Raw genomic sequence first — 13,092 nt, 5'->3', positions numbered from 1 at the left:
GTTCTGGGTCACGATGCTTCCCGCTCCTCCCCGGAGAGCAGACGAACAAGGTCTGCTGTGATGACCACGCGCCGGCTGCCGAACGGGATCGTCTTGACGGGCGACTCGCCCCGCTTGACGGCTTCGTGCAGGTAGGACTTGCTGCACCCGAGGGCCTGGGCGGCCTGCGGGATGCTGACGGTTGCGGGCCACTTGCGGATGTCGGCCAAGCTGGGCTGAGAGGGCTTCGTCATGCGGCCACGTCTCCCTGAGTCCGGTTCAGGTAGGCATCGACGTCGGCCCGCATGTACCGGACCCGTCCGCTCGGAGAGAGCTTGATGTACCGGGGGCCGATGCCCTGGTGTCGCCAGTTGGCGAGAGTTCCGACGGAAACCCGGAGCTGGTCGGCAACCTCGGGCGCCTTGAGCAACTCGTTGGTCACGTGCACTGCGGACCTCCCATGAGTCCACGGAGCCTGTTGTGCGATTGATCGGCAGAGTACACGGAGTGTCATGTGTAAGTCCACGGGGATTCATCCTTGTCTTCACGGACGTTGACGCAACATGCCGGACGGGCCTACGGTGCGGGCATGGCTGATCGCTGGCAGGACATGAATGAGGGCGAGATCGAGGAGACCCTCACCGAGCAGTTCGGCGGACTCTGGCGCTCCTGGAATTCCGACAAGGCGCCGTTCCGGCGGTCGGTCGCACAGTTCACCGAGGGGAAGGACGGGCGGCTGGTGATGACCGGTCTGCTCGTGCTCGATGACGCGATCACAACGGACCGACTCAAGTCGGTTCCTGTGCGGGCGCTAGAGAACAGCTGGAGTCTCACGAGGAACGCTGATGCTCGCGAGGACATCCGAGCCCTCCCCAAGCTGATTCGGGAAGGGCGTACCCCTGAAGAGTTCGCCCGTCTTGTTGCTGAGCACTACAAGGCCTGGGCGGCCATCGTCGCCCACCCCGTGGCGGCTATGGCAGCGGATGCCGGGGTCAAGTCGCCGACGGTTCACGGCTGGGTGCGTGAGGCGCGGCTACGCGGTTTCCTGCCTCCCGCGAGCCGCGGCAAAGCTGGCTAGACCCTCAACCCTGGGGCCTCGTGGCGTACTGCCACGGGGCCCCTCTACCGTCGCTACCTTGCAGGTCAGCGGCCTCCACCCGCCCCGCTACCGGGGTAAAGAGGTCCCGCTACTTTGGGGCCCTCCCGGAAGGGGGCCGGACCTGTGTAACGCAGGCCCGGCCCGGGGGTGAAGTAGGGCCCCTCCCCGCTACCCGGTGAAGGGCACGGCGCCTTCGACGTCGCGGCGTTGGTAGCCGGCGCCGTTGACTCCTTCGATCTTCACCTGCTTGCTGGAGCGCTTCACGCCCGCCTGGTCGAGCTCCTTGGCGAGGCGTTCGGCGTCGTAGTCGCCGTAGGTGTCCTCGTCCATGTTCGCGAGGCGGTCGAGGAGGTCCCGGGTGAACATGCGCGGTGAGTGCTTCATGACCTCGAGGACGTCGGAGATGATCGCCGGCACGCGGAACCCCAGCTCCTCGGCCCCGGTGACGACGTCGCCTGCTGCGTCCCCTGTCAGCTGGCCGATGTCCTTCCGCATGGCGCGGCCCTTGGCGCACATGGCGTTGAACTCGGCGGTGGTCAGCAGGTCGTTCTTGACCGTCGCGAACGAGGCCGGGCCGGTGACCAGGACGACGACGCCCTTGTGGTCCTCCGACAGGACCGACGCGTCCGCGCCCATCGAGGCCTTGCCCTTGCCCAGCACCATGTCCGAGGACGTCTGGTCCGTGACCTGAGTGCAGGCGCGGATGGTGATGATCTCGCGGAGCTTCGTCGGGACGGACTCGGCGTCCGGGCGCTGGCTGGCGTAGTTGGAGATGAACCCGGCGGCCGGGCCGCGGCGGGCGATGCGGGCCATGTCGTCGATGACCTGCTTGCGTTCCTTCTCGTCGCCGATCGCGATGAACGCTTCCTGCAGCTCATCGACGGTGAAGAACACGAACGGCATCTTGTAGTGCTCGACGATGTACGGGGTCAGCTTGCCCTCGGGGCAGATCGAGGTGGGCAGCTCCCGCAGGATCGCGAAGCGGCGCTCCATCTCCGCGAGGAGCTCCTGCAGCATCGCCTTGAACGCCTCGATCGCGTCGTCCTCGGCGCCCAGGACCAGGCGGTGCGCGACCTGCCGCATCTGCATCCAGTCCTGCCCGCCCTTGAAGTCGGCCACGTAGTGCCGCACCCACGGGTCGAGGAGGCCGGCCGCCGTCAGCAGGCGTTGCGTGAACGTCTTGCCGCGGCGGGGCAGGCCGCCGAAGAACATCGACTGCCACACCACCGGTACGGCCACCCGGTTGCCGCGGGCGTCCTGCCCGAACGGGACCGCGTCCCACACGGAGAACCGGTCCAGCTTGACCAGCGGCGACGGTGTCGGGTCGGCCAGGTACGGATCATCGTCGGCCACCCACATCGACACCCGCGACGCGTTGCCGCCCTGGGCTGCGCGGACGCGGGACATGACCACCTGGATTTCGTCTACGCCGAGCTCGGCGGCGAGGGTGGTCCGCTTGGCGAGGACGTCCGCAGCAGTCTTCCCGCCGCCTTTCGGCAGGTCGAAGACCACCGCCCAGCCGCGGCCGTCACGGACCGGGCCCATGACGCAGGTGACCTTGGGTCCTTCCTCGTCGCCCTTGCCGCTTTTGAGGAGGCCGGCGGCGCGCAGCGCGTCGTTGAGCTGCTGGGCGTTCATGTCGACGCGCAGCGGCGGGACACCGTGGTCGAGGAGCTGCGTCTTGTCGCCGCGGCCGAGGTAGGCGAGCGGGGTGACGACGGCACCGGTCATGCCGGTCAGCAGCAGCGGCGGCGCCAGGTAGAAGCCGAGCGCGGCGGCTGTAACACCGACGGCGGCGGCACTGAAGCGCCAGCGGCGCGTCTGGGTGCGGGCGGCGTGGGCCATCTGCAGCCGGACCGCCAGGTCGACGTCTTCCGGCTTCAGCTTGGCCTGCGCCTTGAGGGCCTTCACGGCGGCCGTGTGGTCCTGTGCCGACAGCGTCGGCCACAGGCCCACGGTGGCCCGGTAGAAGCCGCGGGAGGCCAGCCACGCCGTCTTCACCGCGTACTTGGGGACTCGGATGCCGTGGAAGCGGGTGTGCCACCAGCACAGCCGGCCGAGGGCCACCGCGTTGGCTTTCAGCAGCGCCGGGGTGCGGGCCCATGCGGGCAGCACGGGCACGTCGGGGACGGTCAGCCAGTCCGCGAGGGGGTTGTCGGGGCGGTCGACGGCCTCGACGACGGGGGCGGGCGGTTCGGGGCGCTCCGAAGCGGTCGGGGCGGGGACGGGGACGGGCTTGAGGAGGTTGACGATCCGGTGGCCGTTGACCGGGCCGACGATGGTGTCGGTCATGGTGCTGTCTCCTGATCGAGGGGGCGGCCGGCATCCGGCCGCCCCGGGCGGGCTACTTGGGCTTGCGCTGCTGTTCCTCGCGCTTGCGGGCGCCGTCGATGACCTTGTCGACCTTCCGCTCGAGGTCGCCCAGGTGGACGGTCTGGGAGGCGATCCCACGCTTGGCCATGCGGGCCGTCAGCCACGCGATCTTGGCGATCTCCCCCGGGGTGAACTTCGGATCGGCCATTACCGGTACCCCGCACTGTCGAGTCGGTTCCGCTCACGCCGGACGGTTGCCTCTACCGAGGCCGGTTTCGCGGTGGGGACGCGCTGCAGGATCGCCTCGACCGCGTCGGGATTCGAGGCCCCCGAGGTGAGCTCCACCCGGGCCAGGTGGGCGAGCGACGGCGCCTGTTCGGCCGGTTCGTGAACCGTGTTCGCCCTGTTCAACTCGGGTTCCCGGTGCCGCGAAGCCTGGTCGTGTTCGCGGACCTGTTCGGCCCCGATCACTTCATGGGCACCCGCAGAGTGATCAAGCCCTGCGATCTCGTTCAGGTCGCGCTCGGCGGCCAGCAGCTCGAGGCGCGCTGCCACTTCCGCTTTCGCGGCCTGGCGCCGGACACCGGCGATCGCCAGCTTCGCGTTCGCCTTGCTCATCTCCGCGGCGACCCACTGGGAGTCCGCCGGCGACAGGTCCTTGTCGATGTGCTTGAACACGGCCCACCACAGGATCTTGGCGACCACGGATACCGCTGCTCCGACCGTGGCCATCTGCCAGCCGCCGGCCAGCATGCCCTCGAGGAAGATGGCGCCCGCAGCAACGAGGGCCAGGCCCCAGCCGACCTTGCGGGGGAACTCCCGCTTTGCCGGATCGAAGCGGGCCATCCACTCCAGCAGCAGGACGGCCAGCCAGGCGACGTCGAAGACGACACCGGCCGCGTAGCCGACGCCCCCGCCCAGCAGGGTGCCGATGCTGTGCGTCGACCAGATGATCGCGACGAGGGTGAGAGCCAGGACCAGGCCGGAGACGCCGATCAGAGCCATCTGGTCCTTGTCCCGCGGCAACTTCGGCATCCGCACCGTGTACGGCTCCGACACCTGGTTCGTGGTGCCGTCGATGGTGCGGTCGACCAGACGGGTCCGGACCTCCTCAAGGAACTTCACTGCTCTTCTCCATCCGGCTCGGTGTCGGGCTGCGGGTCGTCGAGGTCGCCGAAGACCCAGATGAAGGACCGGTCGTCGGGCTCAAGGTCGTCAGGCAGGCTCATTCGGTGACTCCTTCGGCTACGCGCACCACGCGGTGGGCGGCCAGGTTGGCGCCGTGCCGGTCAGCGGCACGGTTCGCGACGATGAGGGCGGCCATCAGGGCCGGGACGCCGGGGAGGGGCCGGGCCGACCGGCCGAGGGAACGCAGCGCGGCGTTCTCCGTCGGCCGGCGGATCGGCCAGTGCGAGCTCACAGCTCCTCGCTGAGCGACTGCAGGCGGGCCCGCAGCGGCAGCAGCGTGTACAGGGCGTGCGCGGTGAGGGTGGCGGCCAGGTCGCCGAGGCCGGCCGGGTCGAACTCGTAGTGCTCGCCATCGATCTCCACGGCGACAGCCACATTCCGGTGACCGTGCTCGGCGAACGGGTACTGCGACAGGAACGCCGTCAGGAAGCGGACCGGGCCGGTACCGGGGACATCCACGACGGCCGACTGCTCGACGCCCTGGTGGTGGATGTCCGCCCGGTACACGTCGTCCCGGTGGACCTTGACGCACCAGGCCGGCTCCGGCAGCTCGACCACACCGTGGTCCACCGTCCGCACCGACACGATGCGCGGGGCGCTCACGACTGGCCGCCCTGGACGAACATCGGGACGGGCCAGTCGGAGACGTCCACGTAGTGCCAGGCGGCGAGCAGGCCGCGCACGACCAGGTCGCGCTCTACGCCCTGCACCTCGTCCGAGATGACCACGGACAGGCGGGCGGTGTCGGGCCGGATACCACCCATGAACCAGCCGCCATCGCTGGTCTCCTCGACGACCGCGCCGCACTCGGCCAAGACGGCCGGCAGCGGCTCGGACAAGAATGCCCAGCGGGAGAAGTCGAAGGCGTTCACGCGGTCGCCGCCTCGGTCATGTCGGTCACCTTGACGGCGAACGGCGTCGGGAGCGGGGTCAGGTCGAGGCCGAGGGCCTGGCAGATCAGGTACCGCGGGAAGAAGTCCCGCTCGTACTCGCTCAGGTTCGGGGACAGGAGTATGGCGATGCTGCTGGTGCGGACCACGACGCAGCCGAAGAACGCGGGGTCGGTGAGCTCGTCGGCGACGACGACCCGCGTCTCGTACTCGGCGAGCAGGGCGTCCAGGTCGGTCTCGAAGATGTAGTCGAACGTCTTGTGCTCGACGGGGACCCGCGTGGCCGTCATGTGCAGGCGGTCCGCCCGGTCGGCGGGGAGGGCCTCACGCTGGCGGGCCGTCGGCTGGGCCGGCATCGCCGGCAGCGTCGGACGGACGGAAGCAGGTACGGTGTTGCTCATGGTTCGACTCCCTTTGCGGAGGGGTTCGGATCGCAGGCCCCGGACAGGCGTTGGTAGCGCCTCCCGGGGCCGTCCTCGTTTCCGAGGCGATGCACTCACCGTAGGGAACATCGTGTTCCATTGTCAACGCCCTGCGACCTAGTCAATCGCGCCGCATCTAGGTAACGTCATGTTCCATGAACCTGAATGGGACACTGTGTGTCATGGATAAGCGATCACTGGAGCACCTGGCGCGGCGGTTCAGAGAGGCCGAGCTCAGGACCGAGATCCTGCGGCAGGAGCTGGCGGCCGCAATCCGCGAGGCGGACGCCGATGGCGTGCCTCAGAAGGACATGTGCGAGGCCACCGGCTACACCCGTCAGCAGGTCCGGCGGATCGTGAAGGCGAGCGCAGACGGTGACCTCTAACCACAGCCCCGGGCGTACCGCCCTGTACCGCTTATGGGACGCCAAGGGCGCACTGCTGTATGCCGGGATCTCTCACTACCCGGAGGCCAGGTGGACGCAGCACGCGATGCAGAAGAAGTGGTGGCATCTCGTCGCCGCCAAGACCGTGGAGTGGTTCGACACGCGCGAGCAGGCCAAGGAGGCCGAGGTGCGGGCCTCGCGTGAGGAGCGCCCGCGTTACGACCAGACCGCACGTCTCGGCAAGGGCCAGCACACCGTTCCGCGGCTACGGATCGACGACAGCGCAGGCCGCGACGCCGTCCGCTCCCATGTCCTCGCAGAGATCGAGGCGGGCCGCCTACAGGCCGGCGGTTCGATCAAGTCCAGTCGCGTCGCCCGGGCGCTGGACGTGGCTCCCGCCACCGCCAGGGACGCCTTCCTGGGGTTGGTCCGCGAGCGACGACTCGACGAGAAGGGCGGAGGATGGTTCCGCGTCCTCGCCGCGTGAACGCAACGAAGGCCCCGCCGGACGTCCGGCGGGGCCTTCGTTTGTTGCTACGACGGACGTCTCACACTCGTCTCACAGTCATACGCGTGCGGGGCTTCGTAATGGCCTCGTGACCTGCACTTTCATGGTCGCCACGGAATTGTGCGTACCTCCACGGACGACAGGTAAACTCCCTACACGTGACAGCCAAGCCCCGCATCCCCAATGTCCTGGCCGGCCGCTACGCCTCCGCGGAGCTCGCCGTCCTGTGGTCCCCCGAGTACAAGGTGACGCTGGAGCGGCGGCTGTGGCTCGCCGTACTCCGCGCCCAGAAGGACCTCGGCATCGAGGTCCCGGACGCCGCCCTCGCCGACTACGAGCGCGTCCTGGAAACGGTCGACCTCGCCTCCATCGCCGAGCGCGAGAAGGTCACCCGGCACGACGTGAAGGCCCGCATCGAGGAGTTCAACGCCCTCGCCGGCCACGAGCACGTCCACAAGGGCATGACCTCCCGCGACCTCACCGAGAACGTCGAGCAGCTCCAGATCCGACTCTCCCTGGAGCTGGCCCGCGACCGTACGGTCGCCGTCCTCACCCGCCTCGGCAAGCTGGCCGGCGAGCACGCCGAGCTGGTCATGGCCGGCCGCTCCCACAACGTCGCCGCGCAGGCGACGACCCTCGGCAAGCGCTTCGCGACGGCGGCCGACGAGCTGCTCGTCGCCTACGACCGGCTGGAGGACCTGCTCGGCCGCTACCCGCTGCGCGGGATCAAGGGCCCGGTCGGCACCGCCCAGGACATGCTCGACCTGCTGGGCGGCGACGCCGCGAAGCTGGCCGACCTGGAGCAGCGGATCGCCACCCACCTCGGCTTCGCCCAGGCCTTCACCTCCGTCGGCCAGGTCTACCCGCGCTCGCTCGACTACGACGTGGTCACCGCCCTCGTGCAGCTGGCCGCCGCTCCCTCGTCGATCGCGAAGACGATCCGCCTGATGGCCGGCCACGAGCTGGTCACCGAGGGCTTCAAGCCCGGCCAGGTCGGCTCCTCCGCGATGCCGCACAAGATGAACACCCGCTCCTGCGAGCGCGTCAACGGCCTGATGGTCATCCTGCGCGGCTACGCCTCGATGACCGGCGAGCTGGCCGGCGACCAGTGGAACGAAGGCGACGTGTCCTGCTCCGTGGTCCGCCGGGTGGCCCTGCCCGACGCGTTCTTCGCGTTCGACGGCCTGCTGGAGACCTTCCTGACGGTGCTCGACGAGTTCGGCGCCTTCCCGGCCGTCGTGGCCCGCGAGCTGGACCGCTACCTGCCGTTCCTCGCGACCACCAAGGTCCTGATGGGCGCGGTGCGGGCGGGTGTCGGCCGCGAGGCCGCCCACGAGGTCATCAAGGAGCACGCGGTGGCCTCCGCACTCGCCATGCGCGAGCAGGGCGCCGAGCGCAACGAGCTGCTGGACAAGCTGGCCGCCGACGAGCGGATGCCGCTCGACCGGGCCCAGCTCGACGCCCTGATGGCCGACAAGCTGTCCTTCACGGGCGCGGCCGGTGACCAGGTGGCCGCCGTGGTCTCCCGTATCGAGGCGATCGCCAAGCAGCACCCTGAGGCCGCCGGGTACACGCCGGGGTCGATCCTCTGACCCCCGAGGAGCTGAGCGCCGCCCGTGACCGCGTCCTCCCGGACGTGGTCGCGGGCGGTCTGCGTGTGCTGTTCTGCGGGATCAATCCGGGTCTCCTCTCCGCCGCGACGGGCCATCACTTCGCCCGCCCCGGCAATCGTTTCTGGCCGGTCCTGCACCTGTCCGGCTTCACTCCGCGCCGCCTGGACCCCGCGGAGCAGGAGGAGCTGCTGACCTACCGGCTCGGCATCACCAACGTCGTCGCCCGCGCCACGGCCCGGGCCGACGAGCTGAGTGCCGAGGAGTTCCACGAGGGCGGCCGCATCCTGACCGCCAAGGTGGAACTGCTGCGCCCGCAGTGGCTGGCGGTGGTCGGAGTCACCGCGTACCGCACGGCCTTCGGCGAACGCAGGGCGCAGATCGGCCCCCAGGACCGGACCATCGGCTCCACCCGCATCTGGGCGCTTCCCAACCCCAGCGGCCTCAACGCGCACTGGACCGCGGAGTCCATGGCCCAGGAGTACGCCCGCCTCCGCACGGCCGCCGAATCGACGTCCGACCAGAGCCCGGACACCCCCTAGGGCGGGTCGATCACGGTCACCACGGCCATCAGCTGCGGTGAGTGGTCGGCCCCCCACCGGGCCTCGTAGACGGCGACCCAGCGCTCTCCCGCCCGCCACAGGTGGAGGTGGTCGCTGGTGTCGCTGATCTCCTGCCACGGTTGCGCGACCTCCCCTGCCTCCGTGCGCAGTGTCAGGCTGTCGAGCGTGAACCGGTCCGGCTTGCCCCAGCGTTCCTCCAACCGGTGCGCCAGGGCGTCGAATTCGGCGGCCACCTGGTCTTCGTGCCCCAGCCGATCGACCGCGTCCTCGTCCCCGTACCACCGGCTGCCGCCCAGCTCGGCGAGGTGGTAGCCGGGCCCACTGGTGCCCACTTCGGACCTGCCCCGGACGTCGGGGAAAGCACGCGTCCGGAGCCGGTCGATCGTGTCGAGATGCTCTGCCGTGGTCATGCCGTCAGTATCGCGTCGAGGTCTGACAACTGGCCCGGCGTCACGCGTCCCGCCGGCGCACCGCCAGCCAGCCGCCGGCCAGCGCGGCCGCCGCCCACAGCGCCAGCACCCCGAGACCGCTCCAGGGACCGAGCCGGCCCGTGGACTCCAGATGCATCACGAGCTGCCCCGCCTGGTCCGGCAGGAACTCGGCCACACCGCCCGCCGCCTGGCCGACGATGAACGGCACCATGACGACGAAGGGTATGAGCACGCTCAGCACGACCGCCGCACTGCGCAGCACCGCCGTCAGACCGGCCGCGAACAGGGCCATGAGCATGAGGTACACACCGCTGCCGAAGACGGCACGGAGGGTGCCCGGGTCCCCCAGCGACAGGGCGTACTCGCCCATGAACGCCTGGCCCAGGACGAAGGTGAGCACTCCGGTGACCTGGCCCATCAGGAAGGCGAGCCCACCGATCAGGGCGATCTTCGACAGGTAGAAACGCGTACGGTTCGGCACCGCGGTCAGCGTCGTGCGCAGGGCGCCGTTGTGGAATTCGGCGGACAGCGCGCTCGCCCCGAAGGTGAAGGCCGCTATCTGGCCGAAGTTGATGCCGTAGAAGGCTCCGAGAAGCGGGTCCTCCCCCATGCTGCCGGCCTCGGCCTGCCCCACGGCTGCGGCCGCGAGGGCCTGTATCCCGGCCGTGGCCACGAGTATGGCGATCAGCGCCCCGAACGTGCCGCGAAGGGACCGTATCTTGATCCATTCCGAGTGCAGGACGGGGACGGTGGGCAGAGCGGCGCTCATGGCGAAGCCTCCTTGGATGGTGGGGGAAAGTCAGTGGGTGGCGGCGAACTGGGCGTGATCGGCGGTGAGGTCGAGGTAGGCCCGCTCCAGCGAGGCGCGTTCGTCGGAGAGTTCCAGGACGGGGATGCCTTCGCGGGCGGCCATGCCGCCGAGCTGCTCGGCCCGTATGCCCTCAACGGTCCAGCGCCCGTCGTCGGCGCTCGCCATCTCGAAGCCGTCCCGGGCCAGGGCCGCCCGGAGCCGTACGGGGTCCGACGTACGCAGGCGCACCTTCGGGGTGCTGCGGGCTTCGATGAACTCCTCCATGGAGGAGTCGGCGAGCAGCCTGCCCTGCCCCAGCACGACCAGATGGTCGGCGAGCGCCGCCGTCTCGGACATCAGATGGCTGGAGACGAGCACCGTGCGGCCCTCGGCGGCGAGGCCCCGCATCAGCTCGCGGATCCAGATGATGCCTTCGGGGTCGAGCCCGTTGGTGGGCTCGTCCAGCAGCAGCACGGCGGGGTCTCCCAGCAGCGCGGCCGCTATGCCCAGGCGCTGGCGCATGCCGAGCGAGAAGGTCTTGATCCGCCGCTTCGCCGCCGAGGCGATTCCCGCCTGCTCCAGTACCTCTTCGACCCGGCGCACCGGGATGCGGTTGGCGGCGGCGAGGAAGCGGAGGTGGTCCCGGGCGGTGCGCCCGCCGTGGGCCGCCTGGGCGTCCAGGAGTGCGCCGACCCGGTGGAGCGGGTCGGGGAAGTCGGTGAACCGGGCCCCGCCGATCGTGGCCGTCCCGGAGGTGACCCGGTCCAGGCCGAGCAGCAGGCGCATCGTGGTGGACTTGCCGGCGCCGTTGGGGCCGAGGAATCCGGTGACCCGCCCGGGCAGGACATCGAAGGTGAGGTGGTCCACGGCCCGGGTGCGGCCGTATTCCTTGGTCAGTTCTCGGATCTCGATGCTGTTCATGGCTCAAGACTCGCCGCCCGCCCCACCCCCCTTCCTCCCCCATGCGAGGGTCCCGTCTCCCCCACGTGGGGGAGACGCGTCCGGGCCGGTCACTGCCACGATGGGGGCATGTACCGACTGCTCCGTGCCCCGCTCCAACCGGTGACCTACTCCCGCTGGTTGCACCTGTGCGTGCCCGTGCTGCTGCTGGCCCTGTGGATGTTCATAGAGCCGGCGTGGCCGTGGATGCCGTTGGTCATCGTCATACCGTTCGGCCTGGTGCCGTGGGTACGGCTGGCGGAGGGGCTGCAGGCCCAGTTCCTGCTCACCCCGCACGGCCACGGCAACCCCGACAGCGGCATCAGTGCCGCGCCGTCGGCACGGTGGGGCGACCGGTGGCGGACGCTGCTCTGGCTCGAGGCCCGGCTCGTCATCGCGCTCGCCGCGATGGCCGCGACCGTGTGGCTCCCGGTGGCGACGGTCGAACTGGTCGCGGCGGCGCTCGGGCATCCGCTCAATTCAGACCTCATGATCCCCTACTCTCCGCCGCGTTGGGCCGCCGCACTGCTCGTTCCGGTGCCCCTGGTCCTTCTCATCGTCATCGTCGTGCTGCTGGGCGAGCTGGTCACCGCGGTCGCGCGCCGGCTCCTGGGGCCTTCGGCCGCCGAGCGGCTCACGGTCCTGGAGGCCCGCACCGAGCAGCTGTTGGAGCGCACGCGCATCGCGCGGGAGCTGCACGACTCGATCGGGCACGCCCTGACGGTGGCCGTGGTGCAGGCGGGTGCGGCCCGGGCCGCCGGCAATCCCGAGTTCACCGACCGGGCGCTGAGCGCGATCGAGGAGACGGGACGGGCCGCGCTGGAGGACCTGGAGCGGGTCCTGCTGGTCCTGCGGGAGTCGGCGCGGCCCGTCTCCCAGCGGCCGACGCTCGCGGAGGCCGACCGGCTGCTGGAGTCGGCCCGGGCCTCGGGGTCGGAGGTCGACGCACAACTGACGGGGCCGCTGGAGCAGTTGCCGGGCCCGGTCACCCGGGAGGGTTACCGGATCCTGCAGGAGGCGCTCACGAACGTGCTGCGGCACTGCGGACCGGTGCCGGTCCGGGTCCGGGTGGAGATGGCCGTCGGCAGGCTGGACATGGAGGTCACGAACCCGCTGCCGGAGGGACCCACCTATGTCCCCGGCGGCGGGAGCGGGCTGCGCGGCATGCGGGAGCGGGCCGCGCTGCTCGGCGGGGAGGCCGAGACCGGGCCGTTCGAGGGCAGTTGGAGGGTGCGCGCCCGGCTTCCGTTGGAGCGAATACGCTGACGGGATGCCGGTTACCGTTCTGCTCGTCGATGACGAACCCCTGGTGCGCGCGGGTCTGCGCGCCGTCCTGGATGCACAGCCCGACATCGAAGTGGTGGGTGAGGCGGCCGACGGGGCCTCCGTGGTCCCGCTCGTGCGGCAGCTGCGGCCGGACGTGGTGGCCATGGACGTTCGGATGCCGCTGCTCGACGGGATCGAGGCAACGCGGGCCGTGCTGCGGACCGTGGACTCCCCGCCGAAGATCCTCGTGGTGACCACGTTCGAGAACGACGAGTACGTGTACCAGGCGCTGCGGGCCGGGGCGGACGGCTTCCTGCTGAAGCGGGCCCGGCCTTCCGAGATCGTGCACGCGGTGCGGCTGGTGGCCGAGGGCGAGACGCTGCTGTTCCCTGCGGCCGTACGGGCACTGGCCGCGGAGTACGGGAACCGGCAGGCGCGGGCGGTGCTGAAGCAGGCGGCGCTGACCGAGCGCGAAGAGGCGGTGCTGCGGGCGATGGCGCGCGGGTTGACGAACGTCGAGATCGCCAAGGAGCTGATCGTCGGCACGGAGACGGTGAAGTCCCACGTGAGCGCGATTCTGGGCAAGCTGGGGGCTCGGGACCGGACCCAGGCGGTGATCACTGCCTACGAGTCCGGATTCGTTGCCCCGGCCTGAGGGGAGGGGCCGGTTCCGGCCGATGGGGGGCTGCGTCTCGCAGTGACCCCGGG

At 70.2% G+C, this 13,092-nt stretch carries 19 protein-coding genes; 7 read left to right on the top strand and 12 right to left on the bottom strand.

Going from position 1 to position 13,092, the window contains the following annotated elements; genetic code table 11:
• Positions 1-8: 8 nt before the first annotated feature.
• Positions 9-233 carry a DNA-binding protein gene (locus K7B10_RS32905; protein WP_229342406.1) on the bottom strand — a complete coding sequence of 75 codons (225 nt, stop codon included), beginning with the start codon at positions 231-233 and terminating at the stop codon, positions 9-11.
• Complete coding sequence (locus K7B10_RS32900) at positions 230-421, bottom strand: helix-turn-helix transcriptional regulator (protein WP_229342403.1); 192 nt, start codon at positions 419-421, stop codon at positions 230-232. Before K7B10_RS32900 ends, K7B10_RS32905 begins: the two co-directional genes overlap by 4 nt.
• A 147-nt stretch (positions 422-568) precedes the next feature.
• Between K7B10_RS32900 and K7B10_RS32895 the strand changes: the two genes are divergently transcribed.
• Entirely contained in the window at positions 569-1,057 is a 489-nt protein-coding gene (locus tag K7B10_RS32895) for a hypothetical protein (RefSeq protein WP_229342400.1), read from the top strand.
• Between the two features lie 189 nt (positions 1,058-1,246).
• On the opposite strand, the gene K7B10_RS32890 is transcribed toward K7B10_RS32895, so the two are convergent.
• The 7 genes from K7B10_RS32890 to K7B10_RS32860 form a co-directional block, all read right to left on the bottom strand.
• Positions 1,247-3,370 (bottom strand): cell division protein FtsK, encoded by a 2,124-nt coding sequence (locus K7B10_RS32890; protein WP_229342397.1) that lies wholly within the window; start codon positions 3,368-3,370, stop codon positions 1,247-1,249.
• Positions 3,371-3,422: 52 nt separating this feature from the next.
• Entirely contained in the window at positions 3,423-3,599 is a 177-nt protein-coding gene (locus K7B10_RS32885; protein ID WP_229342394.1) for a DUF6257 family protein, read from the bottom strand.
• Positions 3,599-4,516: a hypothetical protein gene (locus K7B10_RS32880; protein ID WP_229342391.1), complete on the bottom strand. Its 918-nt coding sequence runs from the start codon at positions 4,514-4,516 to the stop codon at positions 3,599-3,601. The genes K7B10_RS32885 and K7B10_RS32880 overlap by 1 nt, the downstream gene beginning before the upstream one ends.
• A gap of 100 nt (positions 4,517-4,616) precedes the next feature.
• Positions 4,617-4,811, bottom strand: a complete 195-nt coding sequence (locus K7B10_RS32875; protein WP_229342388.1) for a hypothetical protein — start codon at positions 4,809-4,811, stop codon at positions 4,617-4,619.
• The gene (locus K7B10_RS32870; RefSeq protein WP_229342385.1) at positions 4,808-5,182 is read right to left on the bottom strand and encodes a DUF6907 domain-containing protein; all 375 of its coding nucleotides are present in this window, start codon (positions 5,180-5,182) and stop codon (positions 4,808-4,810) included. Before K7B10_RS32870 ends, K7B10_RS32875 begins: the two co-directional genes overlap by 4 nt.
• Positions 5,179-5,451 carry a hypothetical protein gene (locus tag K7B10_RS32865; protein ID WP_229342382.1) on the bottom strand — a complete coding sequence of 91 codons (273 nt, stop codon included), beginning with the start codon at positions 5,449-5,451 and terminating at the stop codon, positions 5,179-5,181. The genes K7B10_RS32870 and K7B10_RS32865 overlap by 4 nt, the downstream gene beginning before the upstream one ends.
• Positions 5,448-5,870: a hypothetical protein gene (locus tag K7B10_RS32860; RefSeq protein WP_229342379.1), complete on the bottom strand. Its 423-nt coding sequence runs from the start codon at positions 5,868-5,870 to the stop codon at positions 5,448-5,450. The genes K7B10_RS32865 and K7B10_RS32860 overlap by 4 nt, the downstream gene beginning before the upstream one ends.
• A gap of 203 nt (positions 5,871-6,073) precedes the next feature.
• Here K7B10_RS32860 and K7B10_RS32855 point away from each other — a divergent pair, with 203 nt between their 5' ends.
• The 4 genes from K7B10_RS32855 to mug all read left to right on the top strand — a co-directional run bounded on the left by K7B10_RS32855 (position 6,074) and on the right by mug (position 8,937).
• Positions 6,074-6,277, top strand: a complete 204-nt coding sequence (locus K7B10_RS32855) for a hypothetical protein (RefSeq protein ID WP_229342376.1) — start codon at positions 6,074-6,076, stop codon at positions 6,275-6,277.
• Positions 6,267-6,764 (top strand): GIY-YIG nuclease family protein, encoded by a 498-nt coding sequence (locus K7B10_RS32850; RefSeq protein WP_229342373.1) that lies wholly within the window; start codon positions 6,267-6,269, stop codon positions 6,762-6,764. Before K7B10_RS32855 ends, K7B10_RS32850 begins: the two co-directional genes overlap by 11 nt.
• Positions 6,765-6,943: 179 nt before the next feature.
• Positions 6,944-8,377 (top strand): adenylosuccinate lyase, encoded by a 1,434-nt coding sequence (gene purB, locus K7B10_RS32845; protein ID WP_229342370.1) that lies wholly within the window; start codon positions 6,944-6,946, stop codon positions 8,375-8,377.
• The gene (gene mug / locus K7B10_RS32840) at positions 8,374-8,937 is read left to right on the top strand and encodes a G/U mismatch-specific DNA glycosylase (RefSeq protein WP_229345589.1); all 564 of its coding nucleotides are present in this window, start codon (positions 8,374-8,376) and stop codon (positions 8,935-8,937) included. Before purB ends, mug begins: the two co-directional genes overlap by 4 nt.
• Here mug and K7B10_RS32835 read toward each other — a convergent pair.
• From K7B10_RS32835 to K7B10_RS32825, 3 genes are read right to left on the bottom strand one after another with little or no spacing between them, the layout of a single operon-like run.
• The gene (locus tag K7B10_RS32835) at positions 8,934-9,368 is read right to left on the bottom strand and encodes a hypothetical protein (protein ID WP_229342367.1); all 435 of its coding nucleotides are present in this window, start codon (positions 9,366-9,368) and stop codon (positions 8,934-8,936) included. The genes mug and K7B10_RS32835 overlap by 4 nt on opposite strands.
• A 40-nt stretch (positions 9,369-9,408) precedes the next feature.
• A complete protein-coding gene (locus K7B10_RS32830; RefSeq protein ID WP_229342352.1) occupies positions 9,409-10,158 on the bottom strand; it encodes an ABC transporter permease in 750 nt (249 codons plus the stop codon).
• A gap of 30 nt (positions 10,159-10,188) precedes the next feature.
• Positions 10,189-11,100, bottom strand: coding sequence for an ABC transporter ATP-binding protein (locus tag K7B10_RS32825; RefSeq protein ID WP_229342349.1), 912 nt, complete (start codon positions 11,098-11,100; stop codon positions 10,189-10,191).
• Positions 11,101-11,208: 108 nt separating this feature from the next.
• On the opposite strand from K7B10_RS32825, the gene K7B10_RS32820 reads away from it, so the two are divergent.
• Together K7B10_RS32820 and K7B10_RS32815 are read left to right on the top strand one after the other, a co-directional pair.
• Positions 11,209-12,384 carry a sensor histidine kinase gene (locus K7B10_RS32820; RefSeq protein ID WP_229342331.1) on the top strand — a complete coding sequence of 392 codons (1,176 nt, stop codon included), beginning with the start codon at positions 11,209-11,211 and terminating at the stop codon, positions 12,382-12,384.
• A 4-nt stretch (positions 12,385-12,388) separates the two neighbouring features.
• The gene (locus tag K7B10_RS32815) at positions 12,389-13,039 is read left to right on the top strand and encodes a response regulator transcription factor (protein ID WP_229342311.1); all 651 of its coding nucleotides are present in this window, start codon (positions 12,389-12,391) and stop codon (positions 13,037-13,039) included.
• Positions 13,040-13,092 lie beyond the last annotated feature (53 nt).

It is taken from the genome of Streptomyces flavotricini, from assembly GCF_020639365.1.
GTDB classification, from domain to species: domain Bacteria; phylum Actinomycetota; class Actinomycetes; order Streptomycetales; family Streptomycetaceae; genus Streptomyces; species Streptomyces flavotricini.
This window is presented reverse-complemented; position numbering and strand designations above follow the sequence as displayed.

Bases quoted from the DNA above. Each gene is read 5' to 3' on its own strand.
- K7B10_RS32885 (WP_229342394.1), bottom strand. From the start codon at position 3,599: ATGGCCGATCCGAAGTTCACCCCGGGGGAGATCGCCAAGATCGCGTGG.
- K7B10_RS32825 (WP_229342349.1), bottom strand. From the start codon at position 11,100: ATGAACAGCATCGAGATCCGAGAACTGACCAAGGAATACGGCCGCACC.
- K7B10_RS32905 (WP_229342406.1), bottom strand. From the start codon at position 233: ATGACGAAGCCCTCTCAGCCCAGCTTGGCCGACATCCGCAAGTGGCCC.
- K7B10_RS32835 (WP_229342367.1), bottom strand. From the start codon at position 9,368: ATGACCACGGCAGAGCATCTCGACACGATCGACCGGCTCCGGACGCGT.
- K7B10_RS32815 (WP_229342311.1), top strand. From the start codon at position 12,389: ATGCCGGTTACCGTTCTGCTCGTCGATGACGAACCCCTGGTGCGCGCG.
- K7B10_RS32855 (WP_229342376.1), top strand. From the start codon at position 6,074: ATGGATAAGCGATCACTGGAGCACCTGGCGCGGCGGTTCAGAGAGGCC.
- K7B10_RS32860 (WP_229342379.1), bottom strand. From the start codon at position 5,870: ATGAGCAACACCGTACCTGCTTCCGTCCGTCCGACGCTGCCGGCGATG.
- K7B10_RS32890 (WP_229342397.1), bottom strand. From the start codon at position 3,370: ATGACCGACACCATCGTCGGCCCGGTCAACGGCCACCGGATCGTCAAC.
- K7B10_RS32895 (WP_229342400.1), top strand. From the start codon at position 569: ATGGCTGATCGCTGGCAGGACATGAATGAGGGCGAGATCGAGGAGACC.
- K7B10_RS32820 (WP_229342331.1), top strand. From the start codon at position 11,209: ATGTACCGACTGCTCCGTGCCCCGCTCCAACCGGTGACCTACTCCCGC.
- K7B10_RS32830 (WP_229342352.1), bottom strand. From the start codon at position 10,158: ATGAGCGCCGCTCTGCCCACCGTCCCCGTCCTGCACTCGGAATGGATC.